We start from the raw sequence: 24166 nt of genomic DNA, 5'->3' as shown, positions 1-24166 counted from the left end.
GCTTACGGGCGAACGGCGCCGCCTCGGCGCCCGGGCTCTGAGAGCGCTTCCGGGCAGGCAGGCACACCGGCATGATGGCGGGGTGAATACGTTCCGCGGACAGTCCCCCGCCGGAGGCTCCGTCGGCAGGCCGACGGAGGTTCCGATCGCACGCTGGCGCGCCATCATCGACGACCTCTCGGCGCGTGGCGTGACAGGAGAGCCGGCTCTGATCTTGGCCGAGGCCGTGACGTGGCCCAGCAGCGCCCTCGGTTGCCCGGCGCCGGGACGGTCGTATGCGCAGGCGATCGTCGAGGGCATGCGCATCGTGGTCGATGTCGACGGCACCGCCTACGACTACCGGTTCGGACGCAGCGATACGCCCAGGCTCTGCGAGCGCTGAGCCCCGCCGCGGCGCGTGGGTCGTCGCCCGCATGACGGGGGTATTGCGCGGTTGTTACAGTCCGGCAACGCGGGACCATCTGCGTGCAGGGGCAATTGTATGGCGCGACAACAATTGCTACTTTCAAGCCAGGCCGACGCGTCGGCCGCCATAGATCGAGTCATCAGCAGGGAGCTGGGCACGAGAGCATCTCTGCTGCTCTCGTGCCGTGGGCGCCCGCACGGAGCGGGTGCCGGGCCGGGGGACCTGGCACGCCGCTTCCCATCAGGGAGACAGCGTGAGAGTCAGAAGAGCAGTCGTCGGTGCCGTCGTCGGCGGAGTGTGCATGGCCGTCGTAGCCGGCGCGATCCCCCCGGTCGCGGCCGCAACCGAGGACGACGCGGCAACCGCGGCGCTGCCCACGCAGCAGTCGGGCGACGTGGTGACCCTCATCACGGGCGACCGCGTGACGGTGCTGGCCGGACCCGACGGGGATCCCGCCCTCTCGTTCCAGCCCGCGCCGCGGGATGACGGACGACCCGTCAGCTACAACAGCTTCGGAGATGACGGTCAGCTCTTCGTGATTCCCTCGGACGTCGCTCATCTGGTGCCCGACCACCTGGACCGCAACCTGTTCGACGTCCTCGCTCTCCAAGACCTGAAAGCGGACGACTCGGAGGGCGGCCTGCCTGTCATCGTTCAGACGGCCACGGAGCCCGGAGCCCGCGCGGCCGCGCCCAGCTGGGAGGCGCTCGGCGTGGAGCCGGAGCACACCCTGGAGTCCATCTCCTCCGTCGCGGGCGAGGTCGCACCCGGGGGTGCTCCTGAGCTCGTCGACGCCGTGGAGAGCGCCGACACGGTCGAGAAGGTCTGGCTCGACTCCCCCGTCGAACTGCTCGACACCGACTCGATGCCGCAGATCGGCGCTCCGCAGGCGTGGGCCGGCGGTGCGGATGGCACCGGCGCGGTCGTCGCCGTCCTCGATACGGGCATCGACACGAACCATCCGGATCTCGACGAGGGGATCGTCACGCTGGAGGCGGACTTCACCGCCAGCGGCACCGCGATGGATCAGGCCGGGCACGGCACCCACGTCGCATCGATCATCGCCGGCAGCGGCGAGGCGTCCGGCGGCGACTACCGGGGCGTCGCTCCCGGAGCCCGCCTCCTCAACGGCAGAGTCCTCAACGCCGCGGGACAGGGCCAGACCTCGTGGGTCATCGACGCGATGGAGTGGGCCGCCGGCAACGGTGCGGACGTCATCAACATGAGCCTGGGAATCCAGGGCGACTACACGGATGGCACCGACCCCGGTGCCCTGGCCGTGAATTCGATCTCCGAGCGGTACGACACGCTCGTCGTGGTTGCCGCCGGCAACGAGGGCGAATTCGGGGCGACAACGGTGACGACCCCGGGCACGGCCGACAGCGCACTGACCGTGGCTGCCGTCACGGACGACGACTCGCTCGCGTCGTTCTCGTCACTCGGGCCGCGGTTCGGCGACTGGGCGATCAAGCCCGACATCGCTGCGCCCGGCCACGGGATCGTCGCAGCCCGGGCGGCGGCGGAGACAAATCCGTTCGAGCCCGTCGGCGAGCTCTACCAGGCCATGTCCGGCACGTCCATGGCCGCACCGCATGTGGCCGGCGCCGCAGCGATCGTCAAGGCCGCACGACCGGACCTGGGGGACCAGGCTGTCAAGTCCGTGCTGATGGGTTCGGCGCAGCCGGCCGGAAACCCGGTGTACTCCGAGGGCGCGGGGCGCACCTGGATCCCGGGCGCGCTCGAGGAGACGGTGTACGCGACTCCCGCCTCGCTGTCCTTCGGAGTCTTCTCGTCGCCGCGAGACACGCAGGCGCCGCGCTCCCAGACGGTCACGTACACGAACACCTCCGACGTCGACGTCGTGACCCGCGTGGGCGTCACGGTCACGCAGCCCGACGGCGACGCGGCACCCGCAGGGATGGTCACGCTCTCGACAGACACTGTGACGGTGCCTGCTCACGGCACCGCCTCCCTCGACGTCATCGTCGACCCGCGCGCCGATGACCCCGGCGTCTACACCGGCGTGCTCACCGCGGTGGGCGAGGGCGCCCCGCCCATCCGGACGGTGCTCGCGTTCATGTCCGAGCCCGATCTGCACACGCTGCGGATCGAGGCCACCCAGGCGAACGGTACGCCCGCTCCGCTGGGCAGCGCGGGCATGATCCACGGGCTCGACGACTCGCGGATCGATCAGCCGTTCAGCCTCGTCGACGGCGTCACCGAAGTCCGGCTCCGGCCCGGCCGGTACGCGCTGCTCGGCCAGCTTCTGAACGTCGCATCCCCGGATGCGCTCTTCGTCGACGGCTTCACGGGCTTCACGCGCGACGTCGACCTGCAGGGCGACACCACGGTGGTCGTCGACGGGAGCAAGGCGATTCCGGTCGAGATGAAGACCGAGAAGAAAGCCAAGACGACCGGCCTGGAGGAGACCATCGCCCGATGGCTGCCGAATCGCGGCTACCCGGTCACGACCTGGGTGTCGGGCGGTATCGGCGGCGCGACGGGAGGCCTCGATCTCGACGTCTCCGTCCTCGGGACGCAGGAGCCGCTGGCAGGCGACATGAAGGTCCACTCGCGTTACGTGCTGAACCAACCACTGCTCGACGTCAGCGCGGTGGGCTCCCGTCAGAAGATCGACATCTCCCGCGAGCTGAACTACGGCGTGCTGTCTCCGCAGTACCTGGGCACGCTGGACGCGCCGATCGTGAACGCGGGAAAGGGGGCGCCGGACGAGCTGGCAGCTGCCGGCGCTCGCGGGTCCGTCGTCCTGATCGAGGATCGCGGCGATCAGGATCTGAACGCTCAAGCGCAGGCGGCGTATGACGCGGGAGCCGTGGCCGCGATCGTCTACGGGGCGACGCCTGGTCCGTACTTCGAGTCGGTCGACCCGCGCAGATTCCCGGGGATGGCTCGCAAGGCGCTGCCCACACTGACGCTGCCCCGCGACCTCGGCCTCGAGCTGGTGAGCCTCGCGGGCGACGGAAAAGCCCGGTTGCAGGGCACCGGCATCACCGACCCCTCGTACCAGTACCAGCTCGGCTATATCGAAGAGGGCGTTCCCACGGATCTGACCTACGAGGCCAACGGGAAGACGACCGCCACGGTGAACGTCGACGTCAAGGCTTTCGTGCCCGGCACCCCGATGGTGGAATACGTCACCATGATCGGCGGAGGAAACTACACCGGGTTCGGATTCCGTTTCACCGGGCCGCTGCTCGGCCGAGAGGTGTACTACTCCACTGACGATGACCTCACCTTCCAACGCTCCGTGCAGGCGGGCGAAGCATGGAACGCGGACCCCGCGCCGTTCGAGAGCGCGCACGTGACGTACCGGCCGGGGCAGCGGGCGAGTGAGACATTCGTGGGCCAGGTGCATCACGGTGGACTGCGACCGTCTCCGGCTACGCCGCAGGATGCTGCGGTGAGCCGTGACGGCGATGTCCTGTCCGTCAACCTGCCGTACCGGGTCGATGGAGACGGTCATGCGCAGCTGTGGGGGCCCGACGTGGCGTCGACCGGGAGATTCGAGCTGTGGGAGGGCGATGCCCTGCTGGTCGAGGGAGAGGCCCCGAGCGGCACCCCGTCCGTCCCAGCGGAGAAGAGCGCGTACCGGATGACGCTGAACACGCACCGGGATGTCGCGTGGTGGCCGCTGTCCACCGACATCTCCACGGAGTGGGGATTCCCGTCCGCGAACACCAAGACCGCGACGATCCTGCCGCTGCTGCAGCTGGATTACGGGGTGCAGGGACTGAATGCCTTCAATACGGATGGGCGCACGACCGAACTGAATCTCACCGTGTCGCACCAGGACGGCTCCGAAGGCGGAAAGGTGCGAGGCCTCAAGCTGTGGTCGTCCGCCGACGCCGGTGCCACCTGGACACCGGTGCGTGTGGCGCCCGGTCGAGGGGCGGGCGCATACTCCGCGAAGGTGACCGCACCGCGGGGCGCCACCACGATCTCGCTGCGCTCGGAAGCGTGGGACGACGCGGGGGCCACATTCAAGGAGACGGTGATCGACGCCTATGCGGTGGACACCGTCGCGCCGCCGATCACGCTCACCACCCCCGCCGGGGGCATCCCCCAGCCGACCCGGTCCAGCGCCGTGGCGGGCACCAGCGAGCCCGGTGCTGTCGTGTCGGTCAGCGCGGGACGCAGCACGTGCGAAGCGACCGCCGGCGCCGACGGCGCGTGGTCGTGCGACCTCCCCGTCCGCGACGGCGTGCACCAGGTGAAGGTCACCGCCACGGACGCGGTGGGCAACACCTCCGCGACCATCCGACGCGTGCTGTGGCGCGACACGGCCGCACCGCCCGTCCCGACGGTCAAGACCCCCGCGGGAACCGTGCACGACACCCGACCCGCGATCAAGGGGTCGACGGAGCCGCGGGCCACGATCACCGTGACAGAGGGGGACCAGGCGGTCTGCACGACGACCGCCGGGTTGTTCGGGGCGTGGTCATGTGTACCGGCCGGCGCACTGAGCGCGGGGCGGCACACCATCACCGTCACCGCGACGGACGTCGCGGGAAACATCTCCCCACCTCGAACTGCGCGGTTCACCGTCGCCGGCGGCTAGGACCGTTCCGCCCCCGCGACGGTGCTCACATGCCCTTGACGCGTTCGTAGTGCGCCCTGACGCGATTTCGATTTCCGCAGTCTGCAGAACTGCACCAGCGACGGTTTCGCCGAGAGGAGTTATCGAGGAACACCCATCCGCAGTGCTTGTCCTCGCACCGATGGAATCTCGTGATCGCGTCGGAGGTGAGCAGCCTTCCGAGCGCGAGCGCGATCCGGTGCCGCGGGCTCATGAGGTCGAGGCTGTCCGGAGCCCAGCTCCAGGAGCCTCCCGGGGTCAACTGCAGCGAACTCGCCGCGTGCGCCTCGCTCAAATGGCGCTGCAGTGACGTCGCGGCTCGGGTCTCCGTGAGGCATTCGTACGTGTCATCTCGGAGGTCCACGACGCGACGTAGCTCCGTTGCGGCGTCGTCGACCCGCTGGGATGCGGATTCTGCCAGGCCGTCGGATTCCTCTTGCGACATCAGGCCCACTGCCAGACACCATGCGAGTAGATGCGCGTACGTCGGAAGCTGCTCTCGGCGTCGCGGCGGATCCAACCGCCAATCGACCGTGTTGAAGAAATCAACGGCGATGTCTCCACCGAGCCGCGACGGCGTCACTTCCGGAAGTGCGGACAACCTCATCCTCATCTGTGCGGGTTGTGCACTAGTGTACGACTAATGGTCAACTCGCCGACGAGGAGTTAGCCCGCATGCGGGGACGAGGCTTTGCCGCCCTGTGGTCATCGCAGGCTTCGACGAATACCGCGGACGGGATTCTCGCCGCCGCGGCGCCGCTGCTCGTGGCATCCATCACTCGAGACCCCCTTCTGGTCGCCGGGATGACTGTGGCTCAGTTCCTGCCGTGGCTGCTGTTCACGCTGCCTGCCGGTGCACTCACGGATCAGATCGACCGGCGGAAGATCATGGTGGCCGGCAATCTGCTCCGAGCATCGGGGTTCGCCCTGCTCGTCGCGGCGATCACTCTCGGCTGGGAAAGTGTGTGGCTGGTGTACGGCGCGGTGTTCATCGCGGGAACGGCCGAGACGCTCGTGGACAATGCCGCGCTCACGATCCCCCCGCGCATCGTGCCGAGGAGGATGCTCGAACGCGCCAACGGGCGCCTCTTCGCCACGCAGTCCGTGGTCAATACCTTCGTCGGCCCACCCGTCGGGTCCTTCCTCGTGGCGATCGCGGCGAGCCTCGCGTTCTTCACGAGCGCCGGCCTCTTCGCCCTGGGCGCGGCAGCGGCGCTGTTGCTGCCGAGACTCCCTCCGCAAGACGACGAAGCCCCGCGACCGGCGAAGACCCCCAGGGCCGGCTTCGGCGATATCAGGGCCGGCTGGGGGCACTTCTGGGACAACCATCTGCTGCGTCGCGTGGCATTCATGTCTGCCGCGATCAATTTCTTCGGCACCGCCACCGGGGCTCTGCTCGTCCTCATCGCCACGGGCCACCTCGGGATTCCCGTGTCCCTGTACGGTGTTTTCCTCGCCATTCCCGCGATCGGGGCTGTCATCGGATCGTTGGTGGCGGAAAAAGTTATCCCTCGCATCGGTGGTGGGCCCGTCATCTGGCTCGCCGCTCTCCTTCCCGCAGCCAGCTACATCGTCGTGGGAGCGAGTGACAACGCGATCCTCGCGGTGACCGCCATGTTCGTGGCCGCACTGGCGACGGCCTGCAACCAGATCGTCGTATCGACGCTGCGACAGGCATCGGTGCCCGATGCGGTCCTCGGAAGGGTCACCGCCTCCTACCGACTCATCGTCCTCGGGGTCGTCCCGTTCGGGGGACTTGCCGGTGGCCTCCTCGGATCGATGTACAGCGTCCCGACAGCGTTCCTCATCGCGGGCTTCGGACTCGCCATCACCGCCTGTGTCCTCGCTCCCGGCATCACCTCGTCCGCGCTCCGCCGAGCCGAATCCCCCGGCCCGACTCGCACGGCGAGGTAGCCGATCGCCCCCACGCGGTCAGGACGTGATCGCCGAGTGCGCGTGGAAGGTGTCGACGATGAGATGGAGCAAACGGTCGTTGTCGACCTCTTCGATGACGTCGATGGATGGCGGCTCCCCCATGAAGCTGCCCTGTTCTGGCGGGGTTCCGGAATCCAGCCGGGCGGTCCGTCCGCGGGTGGGGCCCGGCGCGAGTTCGACGGTCACCCCGCAGGCGCGGGACTGGACGAGCGACGGATCGAGCAGGAGAGCAACGGCAACGACGTCGTGAATCCACATTCCGCCGATGCGCCGCGTCTGGGCGGAATAGCTCACCCATGGCCGCATCCCCGGCGTGAGCGCCCTCGTCAGCCGGTTGTCGATCTCCTCCAGGCGACCCAGGTCAGCGAGAGTCAGAAGCGTCTGGGTTGTCACATCCATCGGGAGAAGGGTGACGTTGGCGCCGCTCGCCATCACGATGGCCGCTGCTTCGGGGTCGAAGCCGAAGTTGGTGTCGACAAGATATCCATCGACGTCGAAGACGCCGCCCATCACGACGATGCGGCCGACATCGCGGGCAAAGCCCGGGTGCAACCGCAGAGCGAGGGCCACGTTGGTGAGAGGGCCGATCGCCACGATCGTGATCGCACCCGGGTTCTCCTGGACGAGCGCGCCCAACACCTCCGCCGCGGGGAGCGAGGGGATGTCGTGAGGCGCCCGAGACCGGGGCGTGCCGGCCCACAGCTGCTCCACCGACGGGTCGGATGCCGCACGATCGAGCTGGGTCCGCCAACGATCGGGGTCTTCTACCAGCGCCCGGTCTGCCCCGAGGAAGATGGGGATCTCGACACCGAAATCCTCGAGCAGTGTCTGGGCGGCGGCGAACCCGACGTGGTTCGGGGTATTGCCGGCGACGATCGTGACCGCGGTGAGATCCAGCCGCTCGGCCGCGGCGACCGCCAGCCCGAGGGCGAGCCCGTCGTCGACGTTGGCGCCGGGGACTCCGTTGCCGGGGTCGCAGTCGATGACCACTCTCATGACACCGCACCGCCTCGGTCGAGGGCAGCGGCGGCCGTGATGCCCCGCGGATAGTCGCATCCGCACGAGCGTCGAGGGACCAGACGGAAGTCGCACACCACCGTCTGCCGCACGTCGGCGTTGCGGTCCCCGAGCAGGCGAACCGCGTGCGCGGCCACCTGCTCGACCGGTTGCTCGATGGTGGACAGGGCTGGAATGGCGTACTCGGCGTTCGTGGTGCCGTTGAAGCAGATCACTGCGATGTCGTCGGGCACGGCGGCTCCCAGCTCGGCCGCCGCCGCGAGGAACCCGAGGGCCTGCTGCTCGTTGGACAGGAACACGGCCTCCGGCACGTTCGGCTCCTGCAAGAGCTGCCTGCCCGCGACGTACCCGCCGCGACGCGTGTACTCCGCCTCGAGGACGCGCTCCCCGCCCTCACCGCCGCCTGATCGACTCACCGCATCCCGCCAGCCGGCCAGACGATCGCGGGAGTTCTGCTGATGGAGGGGGCCCGCGATCACCGCGAGCGATCGGTACCCGTGATCGAGAAGGTGTTGGGTCGCGGCCAGCGAAGCGGCGCGCTCGTCGATCCGCACATACCCGACACCCGGGATCGACTCGGGCTCGTCGAGGATCACCACGGGAATCCTGGTCGTCGCCTCCTCGAGCCAGGGGTGCGTGCGGTCGACGCCGTAGAACAACAATCCGTCTATCTGATGCTGCAGGAAGGTGCTCACCAGCTCCGCCTCCCGCCACTTGTCATCGGCCGAGTCTCCCAGCAGGAGGCTGAACCCCCGCCGGTAGGCCTCATCTTCGATGGCGTGAGCGAGCGAGGCGATGAAGGGGTTGGCGATGTTGGGGACGATCAATCCGAAGGTGCGCGTGGATCCCGAAGCCAGGGCGCGGGCAATGCCGTCCGGGCGGTACCCGGTGGCCTCGATGGCATCGAGCACACGCTGCCTTGTCGCGGCGGCCACCGGACGCGGCCCGTTGTTGACGACATAGCTGACCACGGCGACGGATGTTCCCGCGGCTCGCGCCACATCGGTGCGGGTGACTTTTCCTCTACTCACGCACTCCTCGTCTCGACCGTTTGCGCCGCCGGCTCTGGGTCGGTCGCGTCTTGGACGAGGTTCAGATCGCGGCCGCGCGTCTCCGGTGCAACGAAAGTCGTAAACAGGCCGATCCCCGCCATCACCGCCCAGTACAACGCTAGCGGCCACCACGCACCGAACGCGGCCAGGAGACCGGATGCGACGGCCGGTGCGGTGCCGCCGGAGAGGATGGAACCGAACTCCTTCGCCAGAGCCATCTTGGTGAAGCGGTTCTTGGCGCCGAAGAGCTCGGCACCGTAGGCCGCCTGGACGCCGAAGATTCCGAGCGACGCGACGCACATGCCGACGATGATGATCGCCATGACCACGCCCGGCTCGCGGGACTCCAGCAGGGCGAAGGCCGGGAACGCGTACGCCACGAGCAGGACGCAGAACCAGCGGTAGGTGATGCGACGGCCGAAGCGATCGGAGAGCAACCCGGACAGCGGAATCACCGCGAACCCGATCAATGAGGCGATGAGGACGGCCGTCGTGGGCACTGAACGGTCGATCATCAGCACGTTCGCCACGTAACCCACGAGGAAACCCTGGGCCATGTACGACGGCCCGTTCTCCCCGATCCGCAGGCCCACCATGATGAAGAAAGCGCGGTTGCGGCGCCAGAACGACCCGGTCTTCGGGGCCCGGATGCTGCCGGTTCGCGTCTGGATGTACTCGCGTTGCTGCGCGAAGACCGGGGTCTCCTTCATAGTCCGACGAAGGATGAGCGCGAACACCGCGATGACAATGCTCGCCAGGAACGGCACCCGCCAGCCCCAGGAGTAGAGGTCCTCCTCCGGCAGCTGGACGACGAGCAGCCACGCTGCCGAGGCGATCAGCGTGCCACTGTTCGACCCGAGGGCGACGATGGACGCGACCAGTCCGCGACGCTTGGCCGGCGCGAACTCCGTGAGGATGATGGCGGCTCCCGACAACTCTGCACCGGCGCCGAAGCCCTGCGCGATACGCAGCAGGAGAAGGAGCAGCGGCGCGAGGAACCCGACCTGCTCGTAGGTGGGGAGCAGACCGATGAGGGTCGTTGCGCCCCCCATGAGGGCGATCGTGGCGACCAGCACGATCTTCCGGCCGCGGCGATCGCCCAACCGCCCGAAGAACCACGCGCCGACAGGTCGGGCGAGGAACCCCACAGCGTAGGTCGAGAACCCGGCGAGCATCGCGACCGCCGGGGATGAGTTGGGGAAGAACAAGGTGTTGAACACCAAAGCGGTCGCAAGACCATAAAGCGCGAAGTCGACGTACTCCATCGTGGTGCCCAGCCACGAAGACAGCGTGGCGTTGCGGAAGTTCTTCCGTCCCTCGCGGGATTGAAGCTCGGCGTCCGCGGCGAGGACGTCGGAGGACTGAGTGGGTTCCACGGGGTTCTTCCCTTCGGTCGAGCATCGCTGCTCGATCGGGCCAGGCGCTTCAGCGCGTCAGGTACACAGTGAGGGTGGGATCTACCCGCGTAGATTCGGTGCCAGAATCTACGCGGGTAGACCACCGCCGACGATATCTCGCAGCCGCGACGGGCCGCAATTCCCGCCTCCGCAGCTGGGAGACTCGGTGCTGTGATGTCGATCAGCCACGCGTCCTTCGATGCCGCGTGCTGGGACTGGAACGGCACTCTCCTCAATGACGTGGCTGTTGCTCAGGCGGCGATGAACAGGGTTCTCCGGGACCGCCAGCTGCCGGTCATCCCTGACGAGGACGCGTACCGACGAGTCTTCGGATTCCCCATCACCGGCTTCTACTCACGGTTAGGCATCGACGAGGGCATCTTTGCGGAAGCCGCCGACCAGTACCTCGAGTTGTTCGCCCGAGCAGTGGGGTGTATATCCCCTCCAAGGCGCACGTGGTGGAGTCATGGTTGGAAAGCTCCGGCCATGACCCTCGGCGCGTGCTGATGGTCGGCGACACCAACCACGACGAGGAGATCGCTGAGCTTCTCCACGTGCCCTTTCTCCGGTTCGACAGAGGGCATCAACATCCACCGGACCACGGCCGGCATCCCATCGTCGATGACCTCCGCGACGTGGTGGGTTATCTGCGCCGAGCACATTCGAGCGAGTTCTCCTAGAGCACCGGCGCCGGGTTCGGCGCACACGCGGCGTCGTCCAGGATGCGCCGCATCGGCGCTCGCGCTTCGGCGCATGATCGCGCCCGAAATAAAACTAACCAGTCGGTAGACAGCAGCGAGGTGGCGCGCTAGTTTAACTACCAACCAGTTGGTTTCTATCGAAAGGCGAGTACATGAAGACCGTTCTTATTACCGGCGCGGGTAGCGGCTTCGGCCGGCTGTCGGCATTCGATCTTTCCCGTCTCGGGTACCGGGTGATCGCGGGCGTGCAGATCTGGCCGCAGGCGACGCAGCTGCGTCAGGAGATCGCGGCGGCCGGCCTGGAGAACATCGAGGTCATCAAGCTCGACCTGTTCGACGAGGTCGATGTCGCGCACGCGCTCCGCTATGACGTCGACGTGCTCTTCAATAACGCCGCTGTGGCTCACATCGGAACACTGACCGACCTGCCGATGTCACTCCTTCGGGCGAACTTCGAGTCGGACGTGTTCGCTCCGATGGAGTTGACGAAGCGCTTCATTCGCCAGATGGCCGGGCGCGGCAGCGGCAAGATCGTGTTCAACTCCTCCATTGCCGGCCTGCAGGCTCAGCCCTTCGGCGGTGCGTACAGCGCGACCAAGTACGCGATCGAGGCGATCGCCGCCACGTTGCGGGAGGAGCTGAAGCCCCTCGGCATCGCCGTGGCGACGGTGCAGCCCGGACCCTTCCAAACCGGTTTCAACGACACCGCGATCGAGGCGTCGTCCTACTGGTATGACCCGGAGACGGCGATCCTCCCGGGTTGGGAGCAGCCGACGTTCACCTACCCCGGGCAGGGCGACCCGCAGGAAATGGTCGACGTGATCGTCAAGGTCATCACCGGTGAGATCTCCAGCTACCGCAACGTGTTTCCGTCGTCGACGGAGCGCCAGGCCCGGGAAGCGCAAGCCGCCGAGTGGGACCTCACCGTTTAGTGTGAACGCGCCCTGGCCCCGTCCCCTCGACTCGGCTGGATCGAGAGGGCGGGGCTGCCCGCTGACCTAGCGTGGGTCGACTCGCATAGTGGTTTGCTTCGCAAGGGGGTCGATGATCGCGCGGGTGTTCGGCCCGTTGCCGTACTTGGCCGTATAGGCGGCGTCGACCGCGGCATCCTGTGTCGAGTCCAGGGTGTAGGTCACCGGCCGGGTCTCGCCGTCCCAGCTGAGGAATCCCTCGAAGTACTGAGCAACACCCCGGTACCACTGGCCCTCCGGGCCTTTGAGCGATCGCAGATAGAGCTTGTCGTCGACAACGACGCCCCAGACGGTCACGAGCGTGCGTGGAGAACCGTCTGCGTGGCGTCCGGCGACATGGACCTCGCCAGAAGTCTCCAGTTCGCGGAGTTCTTCACTCGTCCATCCGCTCATCGGTCCCCCGCTCTCTGCCGCGATCCTGCCGGCGTCTTCGTCGTCATTGATGTGTGTCCGATGGTATTTCTTGGCAACAACCGCGTCTACTGTGAGGCTGCGCCTATCGTTCTGCAGGCGCGTTCCGGGTCTCCGAGGCCGCAGGCGGGAGCGTGGTGGCTGCCCAGCTCGCAAGAACACGCAGCGCATCGGCAGAGGGCGAGCCGGGTTCAGCCGTGTAGGTGGACAACGCCAGGCCAGGGTCAGCGGGCAACTCGAACGCCTCGTAGGTGAGCTCGAGGTCGCCCACCACCGGATGCCGGAGGCGTTTCACGCCGCTGCGGTGGTAGCGGACGTTGTGCGCTGCCCACAACGTGCGGAACCGCTCCGACCGGGTGGACAGCTCACCGACGAGATCGGTAAGTCGTTTGTCGTACGGGTTGCGGCCGGCTTCGCCGCGCAGCGCGGCGACGAGCTCGTGGGTGTTCCTCTCCCAATCGACGAAGAAGTCGGGGGCGGCAGGGTTCAAGAATGCGAAGCGGGCGCCGTTGGGTGCGGGTTCGGCGAAGACGGGTGCGTACAGGGCGCGGCCGAGCTGGTTGGTGGCGACGTAGTCGAAGTAGTTGTTGCGGATCATCGCCGGTGCATCGGTGATCGCATCCAGGAGGCGCTGAATGCTCGGCCGTAGCCCGTCGACCCGCTTGCGCGGCTTCCTCGACCCGGGTGAGGCGTTGGCGGTGCGGGCGAGGTCGAACAGATGCGCCGTCTCTGCGTCGTCGAGTTGCAGCGCGCGGGCGAGGGAATCCAGGACGCTGTCGGATGCGCCGGAGAGATCGCCCCGCTCGAGGCGGGTGTAGTAGTCGACGCTGACACCGGAGAGCAACGCGACTTCTTCACGGCGAAGGCCCGGGACGCGGCGGTTGCCGCCGTAGGCGGGGAGCCCTGCCTGGTCGGGGGTGATGCGGTCTCTGCGCGTGGAGAGGAACTCGCGCACTTCACTGCGGTGGTCCATGACTGAGACCGTACGCTCCGATCGCCGACGGAGGGAGGGTCTGTCAGTACCGGGGACACCGGTCACTGCCGAGCAGGGAGACGCGGGGGTTGAGTTGACCCATCACCCAGGCGACAGCCTCCTCACCGGAAGAAGGAACTCATGATCGATCTGACCCTCAACAACGGCGTCACCCTCCCCACCATCGGGCTCGGCGTGTTCCAGAGCGCGCCCGAGGAGACCGCCGCCGCCGTCGACACCGCCCTGCGCGTGGGGTACCGGCACATCGACACCGCCGCCGCCTACGGAAACGAACGTCAGGTCGGCGAAGGCCTGCGGCGCTCGGGTGTCGACCGCGACGACGTGTTCCTCGAGACGAAGGTGTGGATCACCGATTACGGCTACGACAAGACTCTGCACGCCTTCGATACGGCGGCCGGCAAGCTCGGGGTCGACACCATCGATCTGCTGATCCTGCACCAGCCCATCCCCACCCGGTTCGACACCACCGTTGCCGCGTACAAGGCGCTGGAGACTCTTCTCGCCGAGGGGAAGGTCCGCGCGATCGGCGTCAGCAACTTCAAGGCCAACCACCTCGAACGCCTCCTGCAGGAAACGGACGTCGTGCCCGCGGTGAACCAGGTGGAGTTGCACCCCTACTTCGCCCAGCCCGACCTGCAGCGCGCGCACGCCGCGCACGGCATTCTCACCCAGGCGTGGTCACCGATCGGCGGGATCACGTTCTACCCGGGACCGTGGGGTGGCGAGACCCGCAACGTGATGCAGGACGCCACGATCGCCGACATCGCCCGGGGGCACGGGAAGACTCCCGCACAGGTCATGCTGCGCTGGGGGATCCAGGAGGGCCGGTCGGTGATCCCGAAATCCACAAACCCGACCCGTATCGCCGAGAACTTCGACGTCTTCGACTTCGAGCTCACCGGCGAGGAGATCGCGCGCATCGACGCCCTCGACACGGGCGTCCGCGGCGGCCCGGACGCCGACCAGTCCAGCGAGCAGTACTTCGCGCTCGAGATCCCCAAGGGATGATCAATGGCGCACGTCGGATGACGCGCACTTGTCGTCACCGCCGATGCTGTCGCGGGCCGGTTGCGCAGCTAAGGATTGTCGGAGGATGCGAGGGCCGAAGGGCGGGAATCACCGAGCCGCTGAAGGGTAAGCGTGGGCGACAGCCCGCCGAGAGAGTGGAACTCGTGAACGAGATGCATCTGATCGAAGTACCCCGCATCGGTGGCGATGGCGATCCACGATCGACCGGGCGTTCTGACCCGCGCGTCCAGGGCGCGCTGGAAGCGGGCTACCCGGGCGAACCGTTTCGGGGTGATTCCCATCTCGCGAACGAAGGCCCTCTCCAACTGCCGGAGACTGACGTGCAGGTGCGAAGCGACGTCGCTTATCCCCGTTTGACCGCCTTGACGTGCCAGCAGTTTGGCGGCGGCCGTGGTCGCCGTATCCTCCGGATCGTGCTCCAGGTGCTGGGAGAGATACGCCTCGGCGGCGCGCACCCTCTCACGGAAGTCGGCTGCTTCGGCCAGCGCATCCCACAGCTCCGAAACGGGTGGACCGAAGACATCGTCAGCGTCGAAGTGCGTCTCCATCACCTCAGCGACCGGTATCCGAAAGAGCGACCACGGCGCAGTGGGTTGAAGGAAGATGGCGAACGAGTCGACGTGACCCTCGAACCGCAGGCCCGTGCCAGCGTAAGTGTGGGGGCCGACGAGGCTGCGCCGGCGGGCGGTTTCCCATCCTCCGCCGCGCGACCTCACGGTAGGGAGAGCACCGAAGTCGAACTGGATAACGCTCTCCAGGTAGGCCGGCATCGGTTGCTCTTCGTACGCACCCTCAGCGGTGCGCTGGGCGAACGCCCGCACGTACCGGCGGAGCGCGGGCGAGGCAGACGCCGACTGCACGGTACGCACAATGTGTTCCCCTTTTCCGCCGGCACCCTGACGTGTCGCTTTCTTACTAGGCGAGATCCGTGGCGCACTCCGAGGATGAGTGTGGATCAAGCCTGACAGAGTGCCCTGTTCTGTGCACGGGGAAATCGACCGAGCACTCACGCGGTCACCTGCGGGCCGAGCAACTGTGGAGACGAGGGTTCCCGTGCGTTTCATTGGCTATTACATGAAGTGGTTGAGCCCGGGGGCCTCCTCCTCGACCACGCTGTGGACGCCGGTCAATAAGCCGGGGGTCAACGTGTGGACCACGATCGCGCTTTCCCGCCTGGACTTCCCCGACACTCACCCCGCGCCGAATTGGGAAGGGGCGGCGGGCGCGCATGCCGGGATCTGGGGCTGGGAGCAGTATGGACCAGACGGCAGCGTACAGCGGTACACGGCCGTCGACGGGCGCGAGGGCGATGCCCCTGGCTTGACCGAGCGGAACTCGTTCTTCATCAGCAATTGCTGCCGAGTGTGTTACATGCTCACAGCCGACCACGCGAACGCCGTCGCGCAGATCACTTTCATCGTCGACCCTCCCGTGTGACATGGATGACACGGAGCACGTGTGGGTTGCGGCCGATTCCTCATCGGGTCGCATTCTGCTGGTCGAGCACTTCGCCGGCGATCCAGGGGGGATCGAAGATTCGCGGCACACCGCATCCCACCTCTCCGGGCTCACCGCGGATCAAATCATTATCGTCGCAGCGTCCAGCCAGGACGTCCGGCCGGGGCGCAGATATCGCGTCGACCCGGCCAGCGCCGCGGTCGTCGAAGACCCCGACGGCCAGGACGCGGTCGGATTCGAGACGCACTCCTCCTACCCGGCGGACCCGCCGATCAGCTCTCGGGGCATCTCGTGACCGCGTCCGAGGACGGGCCCATCCCGATCGACGGGAGTTCCCGTACGGCGGCGATCGCACAGTGGGCGGCGATGTCGGGCGGCACGCTGGTGGATGCCGTCGACGTCGGGGGGCGACGCGAGCTCGCCTTCGCGCCGCGCCAATTGCTCGTTGACAGCCGCAATCCCGACGTCATCGCCGAGTTCGCGGCTCGCTACGGTGCGGAGGTTGTGGAAGAGGCCCCGCTGCCGCCGCCGCCTGAGGGGATGGCGCCGCGTGACGGCCTGGACATGAGTGAACGCCCGCGGCTCACTGCGCTGCGGTTCCGCGAGCTGCCCGACGTGTCGGAGCGGGGTGCGCACATCGTGCGCGAGAGGCTGGGCGCGCGCGCGACACTGACATCCCGCGACGCAGCGAAGCTGTTGTCCTTGGCGGCAGAGTCACTCGAGGACGGTCTCCCGGTCGAACTGGACGTCGTCGGTTCGCCGGTTGCGTTGCCGCTGACATCCGCCACCGACAGCAACCCGGAGGCGACCTTCAGCATCCCAGCCTTGCGAGGCCGGGCACGGGTCACGGCCGCGTGGCAGCTCGTCGAGGCGTTTCGCGCGGTGAAGCGGGTGAAGCCGCTCGTGACGGTCGGGGTGCTCGACACCGGTTTCTGGCTCGCCGGCCGCACCCCTCTGGTCGCCGTCAATCAGTCCGGGTCCGATCTCGGCGCGGCGGTCATGCAACTGAACCTGCTCGATGAGCGCGTGGGCGCTGGAGGAGCCAGCGGCAGTAAGTGCGGCGACGCCTACAGCTGTCCGTGGCACGGCAATCAAATGGCCGGAATCGCCACGGCGAAGCCGAACAATTTCCTCGGAACCGCGGGCACGGGCGGGACGGTCGCGGTGCCGGTTCTGTTCAAGAAAGCCATCACGAAGTCCCAGACCTACCGCTGCCTCGCAGTCTGCCTGGCCTGAGGGGTCGACGTGCTCAACATCTCCTGGGAGATGAGCGGCGGCAACTTCTTGTGGGGCGACGGTAGTTGGGTTGACAGCTTCCGATTTGCCACGAGCAACGGATTGATCGTCGTGTGCGCCGCCGGCAATGACAACGAGAACGTTCCGGACGAATCCGCCATCCGCCCCGCGACGAGGACACCCGGCACCATCACTGTGGGCGCCTCGAACCCTGACGGTGATGCCTGGCAGATGTCGAACCACGGCTCGTCGGTCGACATCTGGGCGCCGGGCGTGCGGATCAACACCATCCCGGACGGCGACTCCCCGACCGGAGCGGTCGTCGACGGGACCTCGGCGGCCTCCCCTTTCGTCGCCGGCGTCGTTGCCATGATGCGCGCCGTCAACCCGTCCATCGATTCCGAGTCCGCCAAGCAGATCCTTCGACGGACCGCATGGGCGGGGCCTCCCGGGAGTCGGGCAGATCGTCGTCTCGACGCCTACGCGGCAGTGTTGGAGGCGATGGGAGGGCGCCTCCCCGAAGATCTCACCGAGCCCAACCAGACGGCCGCCTCGGCTCGGCGGATGCAGCCCAGGGGTGGCCCGGGCCAACTGGGAACGATGGGGAAAGCGCTCGCTGTACTGTCGGGTGCCGGTGACGCGGACTGGCACAGCTTCACCGTGAGCGACTTTTCGACCGTCGATATTCAGGCTGCCTATTACCCGCTCCTAGGATCCATCTCCTTGACGATGCTGACCGACGACCCCGATAGCCGTGCCACCGACGAGTTGGTCGTTGCCAATCGGCCGGGCGTCCGACGGTTGCATGGCACCGTTGCCCCGGGCGGCTATCGCCTGCGGGTGGGCGGCGGCGTCAACATGTACGAGCTCACGGTCACACTGCAAGGGACTCCGCTGCCGCGGGACGAGATGGAGTTCAACGACAGCTTTGAAGCCGCGACTCGCTTCTCCATCGCTAGGGCATCAGAGTTGGATGTCGCGGCCGGTCCCACGTACTTCGAGCGTCGTGCCGGATCCTATGACCTCACCCTCCACGATCCGACCGACCATGACTTCTTCCGTATCGCTACCGGCGCAGGTGGTTTCTCCCGCCCGCTGGTCCGCGTCGGCGCGACCGATGCCCCGGTCGACGTCATTCTCTACGACGCCGGGCGAACGGAGTTCGCTCGCGCATCGGGCATCCGCCACACCGAGATGCTCCTCCCGACATCGACCGTGACCTACGTGGAGATCACGTCCAACAGTCCGACGCGGTACCGCCTCACCGCGCGCGAGGAGGTCGATCAGCGGAAGGTTCCGGGACCGTTCCAGGAGGAGGTGGTCTTCCGCATGCCCGACCCGGGCGACCCGCCCTTCCGGCTCGACGAACGCATCAACTACCTGCTTTTCACTGTTGATGAGCTAACCGCACGCGCTCCGGGCATCCGGTTGGCGTCGGTCGAGGGCGTGCCCCTGAGCGCAGAAGTCCTCGATTCGGCCGGCCAGGTGGTCTCCCGCGCCTTCCAGAGTTTGGATGGGCCGCGTGATGCGATGGCCCTCAATACTGCAGCGCTGCCGCCTGGGACATATGTGGTGAGCCTCGGTGCCCTCGAGGCTTCCGGCATGGAGGGCACGGGCCTTCATGTGGAGGCGGTTGTCGGATGATGCCTCCTGCCCTTTGCCACAGATCCTCGTCGCGATCCTCGCGCGCCCCACTGGCGAGCCGGCGATGCACCCCATCACGCTCTTCATCTCGCATCGGCGGCGTGGCTCCCGTCCGAGTACGATGCCGACGTGCCCCAGCCGGTCTCGCTCTTTACTTTCGACCTGTCCGCACCTACGCAGGAATGGCGAGAGATCACGGACCTGTTCGTGGCGTGCTTCTCGGCGGCGCCCTACTTCGAAGATCAGAGCGAGCTCCAGACCATTGCAGCTCTCGCGGCTCCGCAGGATGCCTTGGTGATTCACGAGCTTGCTGTGCGAGAACCCGAACGCGGGCGAGGCATTGCACGCGATTGTCTGCGCGAGCTTCTGAGGGATCGCGTCGAATCCCACACGCTCATCGGAACCTACGACCGTGCAGAATCCGCGAGGGCCATGTATCAACATTGGGGTTTCGAAGTGATCGGTCAGGTACCGGTGCAGGGGCACGCGATTGCGCTGCATGTCCTGACATCACCCACGTCAGATGCCTTCGAGCGACTCACCTCGGCCGGCGAGGCAGCGTCCGCCTGACCGGGGCACCGGACAAACCGGGGCCGCGGCATGGTCCGGAACCATGGTGGTCTCAACCGGTCAGCTGGAGAAGCCGGAGAACGCGGGTGGGACGGTGATGCGCAATCGGGGGACCGGCGAGAAGCTCGATGACCTCGTCGTGATTCGCGTCGATCACGGGGTGAGAAAAGTGTCGCTCGAAGGACGTGTCGTCCTTGTAGAACTCGAACGCCCATAGCGTGTCGGGGTCGTCGTCGGCACGGCAGAGTACCCAGTCGGTGGGCCCGTCCGGATCACCGGTGAAGTGCAGATCGTTTGTCAGCTCGAACAGACGGTCGCCCTTCCCAGGCTTCACCTGGAACATGAGGACCGCGCCGGGCTGGTGCGACTGGAGCATGAGCGCCCTCCTTCGTCGAGGTCCAGGACATCCGATGACGTCCAGGTGGAACCTCCGTTAGCGGAAGTCGCCGACCTGCCTCTCGACGGGAACAGTGCCCTCGACGACGACATCGCCGGCGTGCGCGGTTGTGATGGTCTCAATCAGGACGATTTCAACCTCCTCCTCCGCAATCGGATTGTGCTGGACGCCCCTGGGAACGACGTAAAACTGACCCGGCGCGAGCACGACCTCCTCGTCGTCGGGCAACTGGATCCGGAGCCGACCGGAGACGACGAGGAACATCTCGTCTTCTGCGTCGTGAGCGTGCCAGACGAGCTCTCCGAGGAGCTTCGCGACCTTCACGTACTGGTCGTTCACTCGCCCGACGACCCGCGGCGTCCAGTGCTCGTGAACTTGCCCAAGCTCAGCGGCGACGTCGATTCCCTGGAGGTCGGTCATCGTTCCATCGTCGCCCGCAGGACGCGCCCGCGTCAGGTCCGACTCGCTAGTGATCCGCGCTCCTGGCTGTAGACAAGCGCCAGCACAGGGAGCCGCCGGACCGCGATCCCGAATCGCCGCGCCAACACTCTTCGGCGATGCCTCCGCCACCATTGTGAGTCCGCTCGCAATGGTGGGGTAGCTCGAAGACGCACTCCCCGGGCGCATCGACGAAGTCGGTGCACGCGCCCTCCCAGACGGAAGGTAGCCCCCACAGCCACGGCGGCGGCCACGTTCGCAGCTCGTTCGGAAAGCGGCCGGGGTCACGAAGACCCCCTGGGTGTGGAGCAGTGTCGACACGTGCAGGGGGCCTTCGCTGGATCAGGAGACGGGCCGGTTCACGCGTGCACTGTGGGAAGGTTTCGGACGTCAGGACGAGTCGTGCGGAGGGTTCCCCATGCGAGCCATCCTCGGGTGAGCACGTAGGCGCCGATGGTGGTGATGACGAGCCATCCGTCGATCCATGCGGTTGCTTCGGCTTCGTTGGCACCTCCGACGGCCATGGCGAAGATGGTGACGGCGATCTTGTGGAGGAGGATGAGTTCCCATGCGCCCGCGATTTTGCGCGGCCAGAGGGCGACCATGAGGTTCAGGGACAGGAAGATCAGGAACCCGAAGGTGCGCCACGCTTCCACGACGAGAGTGTCGGGTGAGGCCTGGAGCATCTGGGTCACCCCGTAGATCACCGCTCCGACGGTGAGGAGGGCGTTGAAGCCCATCAGGGTGCGGCCAATGCGATCGGCCAGTACGGATCGCTGGCCCGGGTCTGCGTCGTTGAGTACAGCAGTCATATCCATCAGTTCTTTCTTGTCGTGTTCGATGGGGGTATCCCACCGTTCGGTGCGTCGAGTTCGATCGGTTATGCGGTGGTGGCGGCCCGCCACAGACGGGCCGCGGTGGGTTTCGCTTGGCACCCGTGGTGCGTGAGGAGCGGCTGAGCCGGACCGTCTACGCGAGAGGTGTCTGCCGAAGCAGGTGGGTTCAGGCCTTGAGGCCGGCGCCGCGGAACGTCGGCACCTCACCGAGAAGATCCACGATGGTGGGGTTGTCTTCGTTGCGGCGCCGGTGCAGCTCCTCGATCTTCGCGCCGAGCTCGGGGTCGTTGTCGTCGCTGATGTCGAAGATGTCCAGGCGCTCGACCAGCTCGAGGCCGATGGCGTCTGTGGCGTAGGTGGCCGGGTGGGTCAGGTACTCGAACAAGCCCTCGAGGTCGTCCAGAACGAAGACGCAGCTGTACGAGTAGTCACCGCCGTGGTCGCGGCCCACGACGTAGGAGCGGACCGAGGGGATGGTCTCGCCCATAGTGTGCCAGCCGGCCAGTGCGGCCTCGACCTGCTGGGGGGTCGTGGTGGGCTTCAACGTCGCTCGGTTGATGTGAAAGATCATGCTCGCCTCTGTTCTAACGTTGTTAGAGTACCTAACGACGTTAGACTACCGGCTCCACAGCGGCTGTCAACAGCGCACCCGATACGGTTCGAAAGACCGAAAGGAGGCTGACGTGCCCAGCAAAGAGCGGCGCAATCAAGAAAAGACGGGCGTGCGTGAGCGGATCGTCTCGTCGGCACGGCACCTTCTCGAGACAGAAGGCTCGGGGGGCGTGACGATGCGCCGGGTGGCCGAGGCCATGGACTACACCGCGCCGGTCATCTACCAGCACTTCGCCAACAAGGACGCCCTCATCGGCGAACTCGTCCGCCAGGGGTACGGCGAGCTCCTGAGGCGGATGGAGGCCGTACCGAGTGACATCGACATTGATGAGCGCCTGGCGGCTGCAGCCTCGGAGTACCTGCGATTCGCCGCCGAGAACAAGCACCTCTTCGAAGCGATGAACGACACCACACTCGGTGCCGACGAGCGCCGGGCCGCCGCTGCGCCGGTCATAGGGGTCCTGTCGAAGCTCGTGGACGACTGGGCCGAGACGCATCAAGTCGAGCTCGAAGCGCAAGAGGCCTACGAGATCATCTGGGGCACTCTATACGGCATCGCCGCACTCGGTCGCCTCGGAACGGTCGGACCGGCCCAGGCGCGCCACCTCGGCGGGCGCGCACTGCGGCTTCTCCTAGAGGGATGGCGTTCCCGGACCTAGGTCGAGTGGCAAGAACTACAGAGGGGTTAGCGCCGCACAAACACCGCCCTCCAAATCACAAAAAGATAACGGCGAGCCCTTCCCTCCCGTTACCTCACCGTTATAGAGTTCACGCACGGTAGTTGTTTGCTGTGGCAGCTACCGACATGTGATTGCAGGACACTCTTGGTGCAAGGGACAAGGGCCGGTCGGAAGCCTCTCCGACCGGCCCTTACTCTTGCCCCCGAGCGACTTCTCCTCCCCCGGTGACCGCGGGCGGAGTTATCCCCAGAAAAGAGCTCCTGACCAGGGCGTACCCGGCGTGGATGTCGGTGGTCCGCGCGACAATGGGGGCATGCTCGACAGCGACCGCACCGCCCTCGTGGATGACCTCCGCCAAGGGTTGCGGGCGCTGCTCGGTGGGCTGAATGCCGACACCGTGGGCGACGACGTGCTGCTGCGTCAGACCGTGGAGGTCGAGGAGCTGGGCCGGCTGCTGGATGCGGCGCGGGCGACCCTCGCCGGCGAGATCGCCGACCGATCTCGCCCCGAGCTGGGGGATGACCGGCTCTCCGCGCGACGGGGATGCCGCACGCCGGGCGAACTGGTCGAGCGGGTTACCCGCGTTTCGGCCGCTGCCGCGCGCACCCGGATGCGGGCCGCAGCTCCCCTGCGGCCGCGCGCGGCGCTCACGGGCGGTCCGCTGCCGGCGGCGTTCCCCCTCGTGGCGGCCGCGTTCGCGTCGGGGTCGCTCGGTGTGGACGCGGTGCTGGCGATCGTGGCCGCGCTCGCACCGATCCGGGACAGGTGCGCCACCGTCGATGACCACGCCTTCGCCGCCGCCGAGGAAGCACTGGTTGACGCCGCCACCGGCGCCGGTGACGCACTCCCGGCGGGCGCGGATGAGGTCGCCATCATGGCCAAGACCTGGGCGCTCTACCTCGACCCCGACGGCACCCTCCCGGATGAGCAACGCGCGTTGAGGGCCCGCGGGCTCACCATCGGACGGGAGCACGGCGGCGTCGTACCGCTGCACGGCGACCTCCTCCCCGATGTCGCCGCGCAGCTGCAGCGCCTCTTCGACGCGTACCTGAACCCGAAGGTCACCTCCCCCGACGGTCCCCGTTTCGCACCCGAGCGGGACGACCGTGATCCCGATGACGTCCCGCGCGACCCGCGGACCCCCGCGCAACGCCGGCATGACGCGTTCGCCGGCGTCCTGGGTGTCGCCGCCGGGATGGACGGGCTCCCCACCCTCGGAGGCTCCCCGCCCACCCTGGTCGTCACCGTTGCGGCCGACCAGCTCGACCAGCCGCGCGGCGTTGCCTTCGTCCCCTCCCGTGACGCCGATGACACCGGCGCGGTTCCGGCGACCGTCGCCCGGCACACCGGATGCGCCGGCGCCATCCAACGCATCGTCTTCGGGCCGGACGGGCGGATCATCGAACTGGGCGCCCCGCAACGCATCTTCTCCGCCCACCAGCGACGGGCCATCGCCACCCGAGACGGAACCTGCATCACCCCGGGATGCCACGTCCCCGCTGCGTGGTGCGAAATCCATCACGTCGAGCCCGCCGCCAGGGGCGGGCCCACCCACACCGACAACGGGGTCACGCTGTGCTGGTTCCACCATCGCACCCTCGAAACCAGCGGATGGGACGTCCGGATGATCCACGGCACCCCCTGGATCCGTGCCCCGCGGTGGTTGGACCCCGCCGCACGATGGCGCCCCGCCCCCGGCTCCCCCACCCGCCGACTCAGCGGCCTCGTCACCGCCGTCACCTGAGAACGCAGGGCGTCCGGCCCCAGGCCCGCCCTGCTCGGTCG

25 protein-coding genes are annotated in these 24166 nt (G+C 67.3%); 14 read left to right on the top strand and 11 right to left on the bottom strand.

Annotated features, from left to right (window positions below; genetic code table 11):
* Window positions 1–82 precede the first annotated feature (82 nt).
* On the top strand, window positions 83–382 hold the full coding sequence (locus AC2DFQ_RS05805) for a hypothetical protein (protein ID WP_484508246.1): 300 nt from the start codon (window positions 83–85) through the stop codon (window positions 380–382).
* Window positions 383–659: 277 nt separating this feature from the next.
* Complete coding sequence (locus AC2DFQ_RS05800; RefSeq protein WP_484533235.1) at window positions 660–4985, top strand: S8 family serine peptidase; 4326 nt, start codon at window positions 660–662, stop codon at window positions 4983–4985.
* A gap of 25 nt (window positions 4986–5010) precedes the next feature.
* Here the strand turns inward: AC2DFQ_RS05800 and AC2DFQ_RS05795 are convergent, their stop codons facing one another.
* Window positions 5011–5604, bottom strand: coding sequence for a CGNR zinc finger domain-containing protein (locus AC2DFQ_RS05795; protein ID WP_484533234.1), 594 nt, complete (start codon window positions 5602–5604; stop codon window positions 5011–5013).
* A 74-nt stretch (window positions 5605–5678) separates the two neighbouring features.
* Between AC2DFQ_RS05795 and AC2DFQ_RS05790 the strand changes: the two genes are divergently transcribed.
* Window positions 5679–6917, top strand: a complete 1239-nt coding sequence (locus tag AC2DFQ_RS05790) for an MFS transporter (RefSeq protein WP_484533233.1) — start codon at window positions 5679–5681, stop codon at window positions 6915–6917.
* 18 nt (window positions 6918–6935) lie between these two features.
* On the opposite strand, the gene AC2DFQ_RS05785 is transcribed toward AC2DFQ_RS05790, so the two are convergent.
* Genes AC2DFQ_RS05785 through AC2DFQ_RS05775 form a run of 3 tightly spaced genes read right to left on the bottom strand, consistent with a single transcriptional unit; the run spans window position 6936 to window position 10383 of the window.
* Window positions 6936–7934 (bottom strand): nucleoside hydrolase, encoded by a 999-nt coding sequence (locus AC2DFQ_RS05785; RefSeq protein WP_484533232.1) that lies wholly within the window; start codon window positions 7932–7934, stop codon window positions 6936–6938.
* Window positions 7931–8986 carry a LacI family DNA-binding transcriptional regulator gene (locus tag AC2DFQ_RS05780; RefSeq protein ID WP_484508241.1) on the bottom strand — a complete coding sequence of 352 codons (1056 nt, stop codon included), beginning with the start codon at window positions 8984–8986 and terminating at the stop codon, window positions 7931–7933. Before AC2DFQ_RS05780 ends, AC2DFQ_RS05785 begins: the two co-directional genes overlap by 4 nt.
* A complete protein-coding gene (locus AC2DFQ_RS05775) occupies window positions 8983–10383 on the bottom strand; it encodes an MFS transporter (RefSeq protein ID WP_484533231.1) in 1401 nt (466 codons plus the stop codon). Before AC2DFQ_RS05775 ends, AC2DFQ_RS05780 begins: the two co-directional genes overlap by 4 nt.
* A gap of 195 nt (window positions 10384–10578) precedes the next feature.
* Here AC2DFQ_RS05775 and AC2DFQ_RS05770 point away from each other — a divergent pair, with 195 nt between their 5' ends.
* The 3 genes from AC2DFQ_RS05770 (at window position 10579) to AC2DFQ_RS05760 (ending at window position 12037) form a co-directional block, all read left to right on the top strand.
* Window positions 10579–10911 (top strand): HAD family hydrolase, encoded by a 333-nt coding sequence (locus AC2DFQ_RS05770; protein WP_484533230.1) that lies wholly within the window; start codon window positions 10579–10581, stop codon window positions 10909–10911.
* On the top strand, window positions 10905–11084 hold the full coding sequence (locus AC2DFQ_RS05765) for a hypothetical protein (RefSeq protein ID WP_484533229.1): 180 nt from the start codon (window positions 10905–10907) through the stop codon (window positions 11082–11084). The genes AC2DFQ_RS05770 and AC2DFQ_RS05765 overlap by 7 nt, the downstream gene beginning before the upstream one ends.
* Before the next feature lie 173 nt (window positions 11085–11257).
* Entirely contained in the window at window positions 11258–12037 is a 780-nt protein-coding gene (locus AC2DFQ_RS05760) for an SDR family oxidoreductase (protein WP_484533228.1), read from the top strand.
* A gap of 66 nt (window positions 12038–12103) precedes the next feature.
* Here the strand turns inward: AC2DFQ_RS05760 and AC2DFQ_RS05755 are convergent, their stop codons facing one another.
* Together AC2DFQ_RS05755 and AC2DFQ_RS05750 are read right to left on the bottom strand one after the other, a co-directional pair.
* Window positions 12104–12469 carry a DUF2255 family protein gene (locus AC2DFQ_RS05755; RefSeq protein ID WP_484508237.1) on the bottom strand — a complete coding sequence of 122 codons (366 nt, stop codon included), beginning with the start codon at window positions 12467–12469 and terminating at the stop codon, window positions 12104–12106.
* A gap of 103 nt (window positions 12470–12572) precedes the next feature.
* On the bottom strand, window positions 12573–13460 hold the full coding sequence (locus AC2DFQ_RS05750; protein ID WP_484508236.1) for a helix-turn-helix transcriptional regulator: 888 nt from the start codon (window positions 13458–13460) through the stop codon (window positions 12573–12575).
* A 141-nt stretch (window positions 13461–13601) separates the two neighbouring features.
* Here AC2DFQ_RS05750 and AC2DFQ_RS05745 point away from each other — a divergent pair, with 141 nt between their 5' ends.
* A complete protein-coding gene (locus tag AC2DFQ_RS05745; RefSeq protein ID WP_484533227.1) occupies window positions 13602–14489 on the top strand; it encodes an aldo/keto reductase in 888 nt (295 codons plus the stop codon).
* 68 nt (window positions 14490–14557) lie between these two features.
* On the opposite strand, the gene AC2DFQ_RS05740 is transcribed toward AC2DFQ_RS05745, so the two are convergent.
* A complete protein-coding gene (locus AC2DFQ_RS05740; RefSeq protein WP_484508234.1) occupies window positions 14558–15280 on the bottom strand; it encodes a helix-turn-helix domain-containing protein in 723 nt (240 codons plus the stop codon).
* Between the two features lie 304 nt (window positions 15281–15584).
* Between AC2DFQ_RS05740 and AC2DFQ_RS05735 the strand changes: the two genes are divergently transcribed.
* The 5 genes from AC2DFQ_RS05735 to AC2DFQ_RS05715 all read left to right on the top strand — a co-directional run bounded on the left by AC2DFQ_RS05735 (window position 15585) and on the right by AC2DFQ_RS05715 (window position 19418).
* Window positions 15585–15947, top strand: a complete 363-nt coding sequence (locus AC2DFQ_RS05735) for a hypothetical protein (protein WP_484508233.1) — start codon at window positions 15585–15587, stop codon at window positions 15945–15947.
* Between the two features lies 1 nt (window position 15948).
* Complete coding sequence (locus AC2DFQ_RS05730; protein ID WP_484508232.1) at window positions 15949–16263, top strand: hypothetical protein; 315 nt, start codon at window positions 15949–15951, stop codon at window positions 16261–16263.
* Entirely contained in the window at window positions 16260–17204 is a 945-nt protein-coding gene (locus AC2DFQ_RS05725) for a hypothetical protein (RefSeq protein WP_484533226.1), read from the top strand. The genes AC2DFQ_RS05730 and AC2DFQ_RS05725 overlap by 4 nt, the downstream gene beginning before the upstream one ends.
* 9 nt (window positions 17205–17213) lie before the next feature.
* Window positions 17214–18848: a S8 family serine peptidase gene (locus AC2DFQ_RS05720; RefSeq protein WP_484533225.1), complete on the top strand. Its 1635-nt coding sequence runs from the start codon at window positions 17214–17216 to the stop codon at window positions 18846–18848.
* A gap of 129 nt (window positions 18849–18977) precedes the next feature.
* Window positions 18978–19418 carry a GNAT family N-acetyltransferase gene (locus AC2DFQ_RS05715; RefSeq protein ID WP_484533224.1) on the top strand — a complete coding sequence of 147 codons (441 nt, stop codon included), beginning with the start codon at window positions 18978–18980 and terminating at the stop codon, window positions 19416–19418.
* 52 nt (window positions 19419–19470) lie between these two features.
* Here the strand turns inward: AC2DFQ_RS05715 and AC2DFQ_RS05710 are convergent, their stop codons facing one another.
* The 4 genes from AC2DFQ_RS05710 to AC2DFQ_RS05695 all read right to left on the bottom strand — a co-directional run bounded on the left by AC2DFQ_RS05710 (window position 19471) and on the right by AC2DFQ_RS05695 (window position 21660).
* Window positions 19471–19794 carry a putative quinol monooxygenase gene (locus AC2DFQ_RS05710; protein ID WP_484508228.1) on the bottom strand — a complete coding sequence of 108 codons (324 nt, stop codon included), beginning with the start codon at window positions 19792–19794 and terminating at the stop codon, window positions 19471–19473.
* 57 nt (window positions 19795–19851) lie between these two features.
* Window positions 19852–20235 (bottom strand): cupin domain-containing protein, encoded by a 384-nt coding sequence (locus tag AC2DFQ_RS05705; protein ID WP_484533223.1) that lies wholly within the window; start codon window positions 20233–20235, stop codon window positions 19852–19854.
* A 377-nt stretch (window positions 20236–20612) separates the two neighbouring features.
* Window positions 20613–21071, bottom strand: coding sequence for a hypothetical protein (locus AC2DFQ_RS05700; RefSeq protein ID WP_484533222.1), 459 nt, complete (start codon window positions 21069–21071; stop codon window positions 20613–20615).
* Between the two features lie 184 nt (window positions 21072–21255).
* On the bottom strand, window positions 21256–21660 hold the full coding sequence (locus AC2DFQ_RS05695; RefSeq protein WP_484533221.1) for a Dabb family protein: 405 nt from the start codon (window positions 21658–21660) through the stop codon (window positions 21256–21258).
* A 112-nt stretch (window positions 21661–21772) separates the two neighbouring features.
* Between AC2DFQ_RS05695 and AC2DFQ_RS05690 the strand changes: the two genes are divergently transcribed.
* Together AC2DFQ_RS05690 and AC2DFQ_RS05685 are read left to right on the top strand one after the other, a co-directional pair.
* Window positions 21773–22360, top strand: coding sequence for a TetR/AcrR family transcriptional regulator (locus AC2DFQ_RS05690; RefSeq protein ID WP_484533220.1), 588 nt, complete (start codon window positions 21773–21775; stop codon window positions 22358–22360).
* Between the two features lie 334 nt (window positions 22361–22694).
* The gene (locus tag AC2DFQ_RS05685; RefSeq protein ID WP_484533219.1) at window positions 22695–24125 is read left to right on the top strand and encodes an HNH endonuclease signature motif containing protein; all 1431 of its coding nucleotides are present in this window, start codon (window positions 22695–22697) and stop codon (window positions 24123–24125) included.
* The last annotated feature ends 41 nt before the right edge of the window (window positions 24126–24166 follow it).

Source organism: Microbacterium sp. Z11_20, assembly GCF_057197605.1.
Note: the sequence above shows the minus strand (reverse complement) of the source record. Positions and strands in the feature narration are given on the sequence as shown.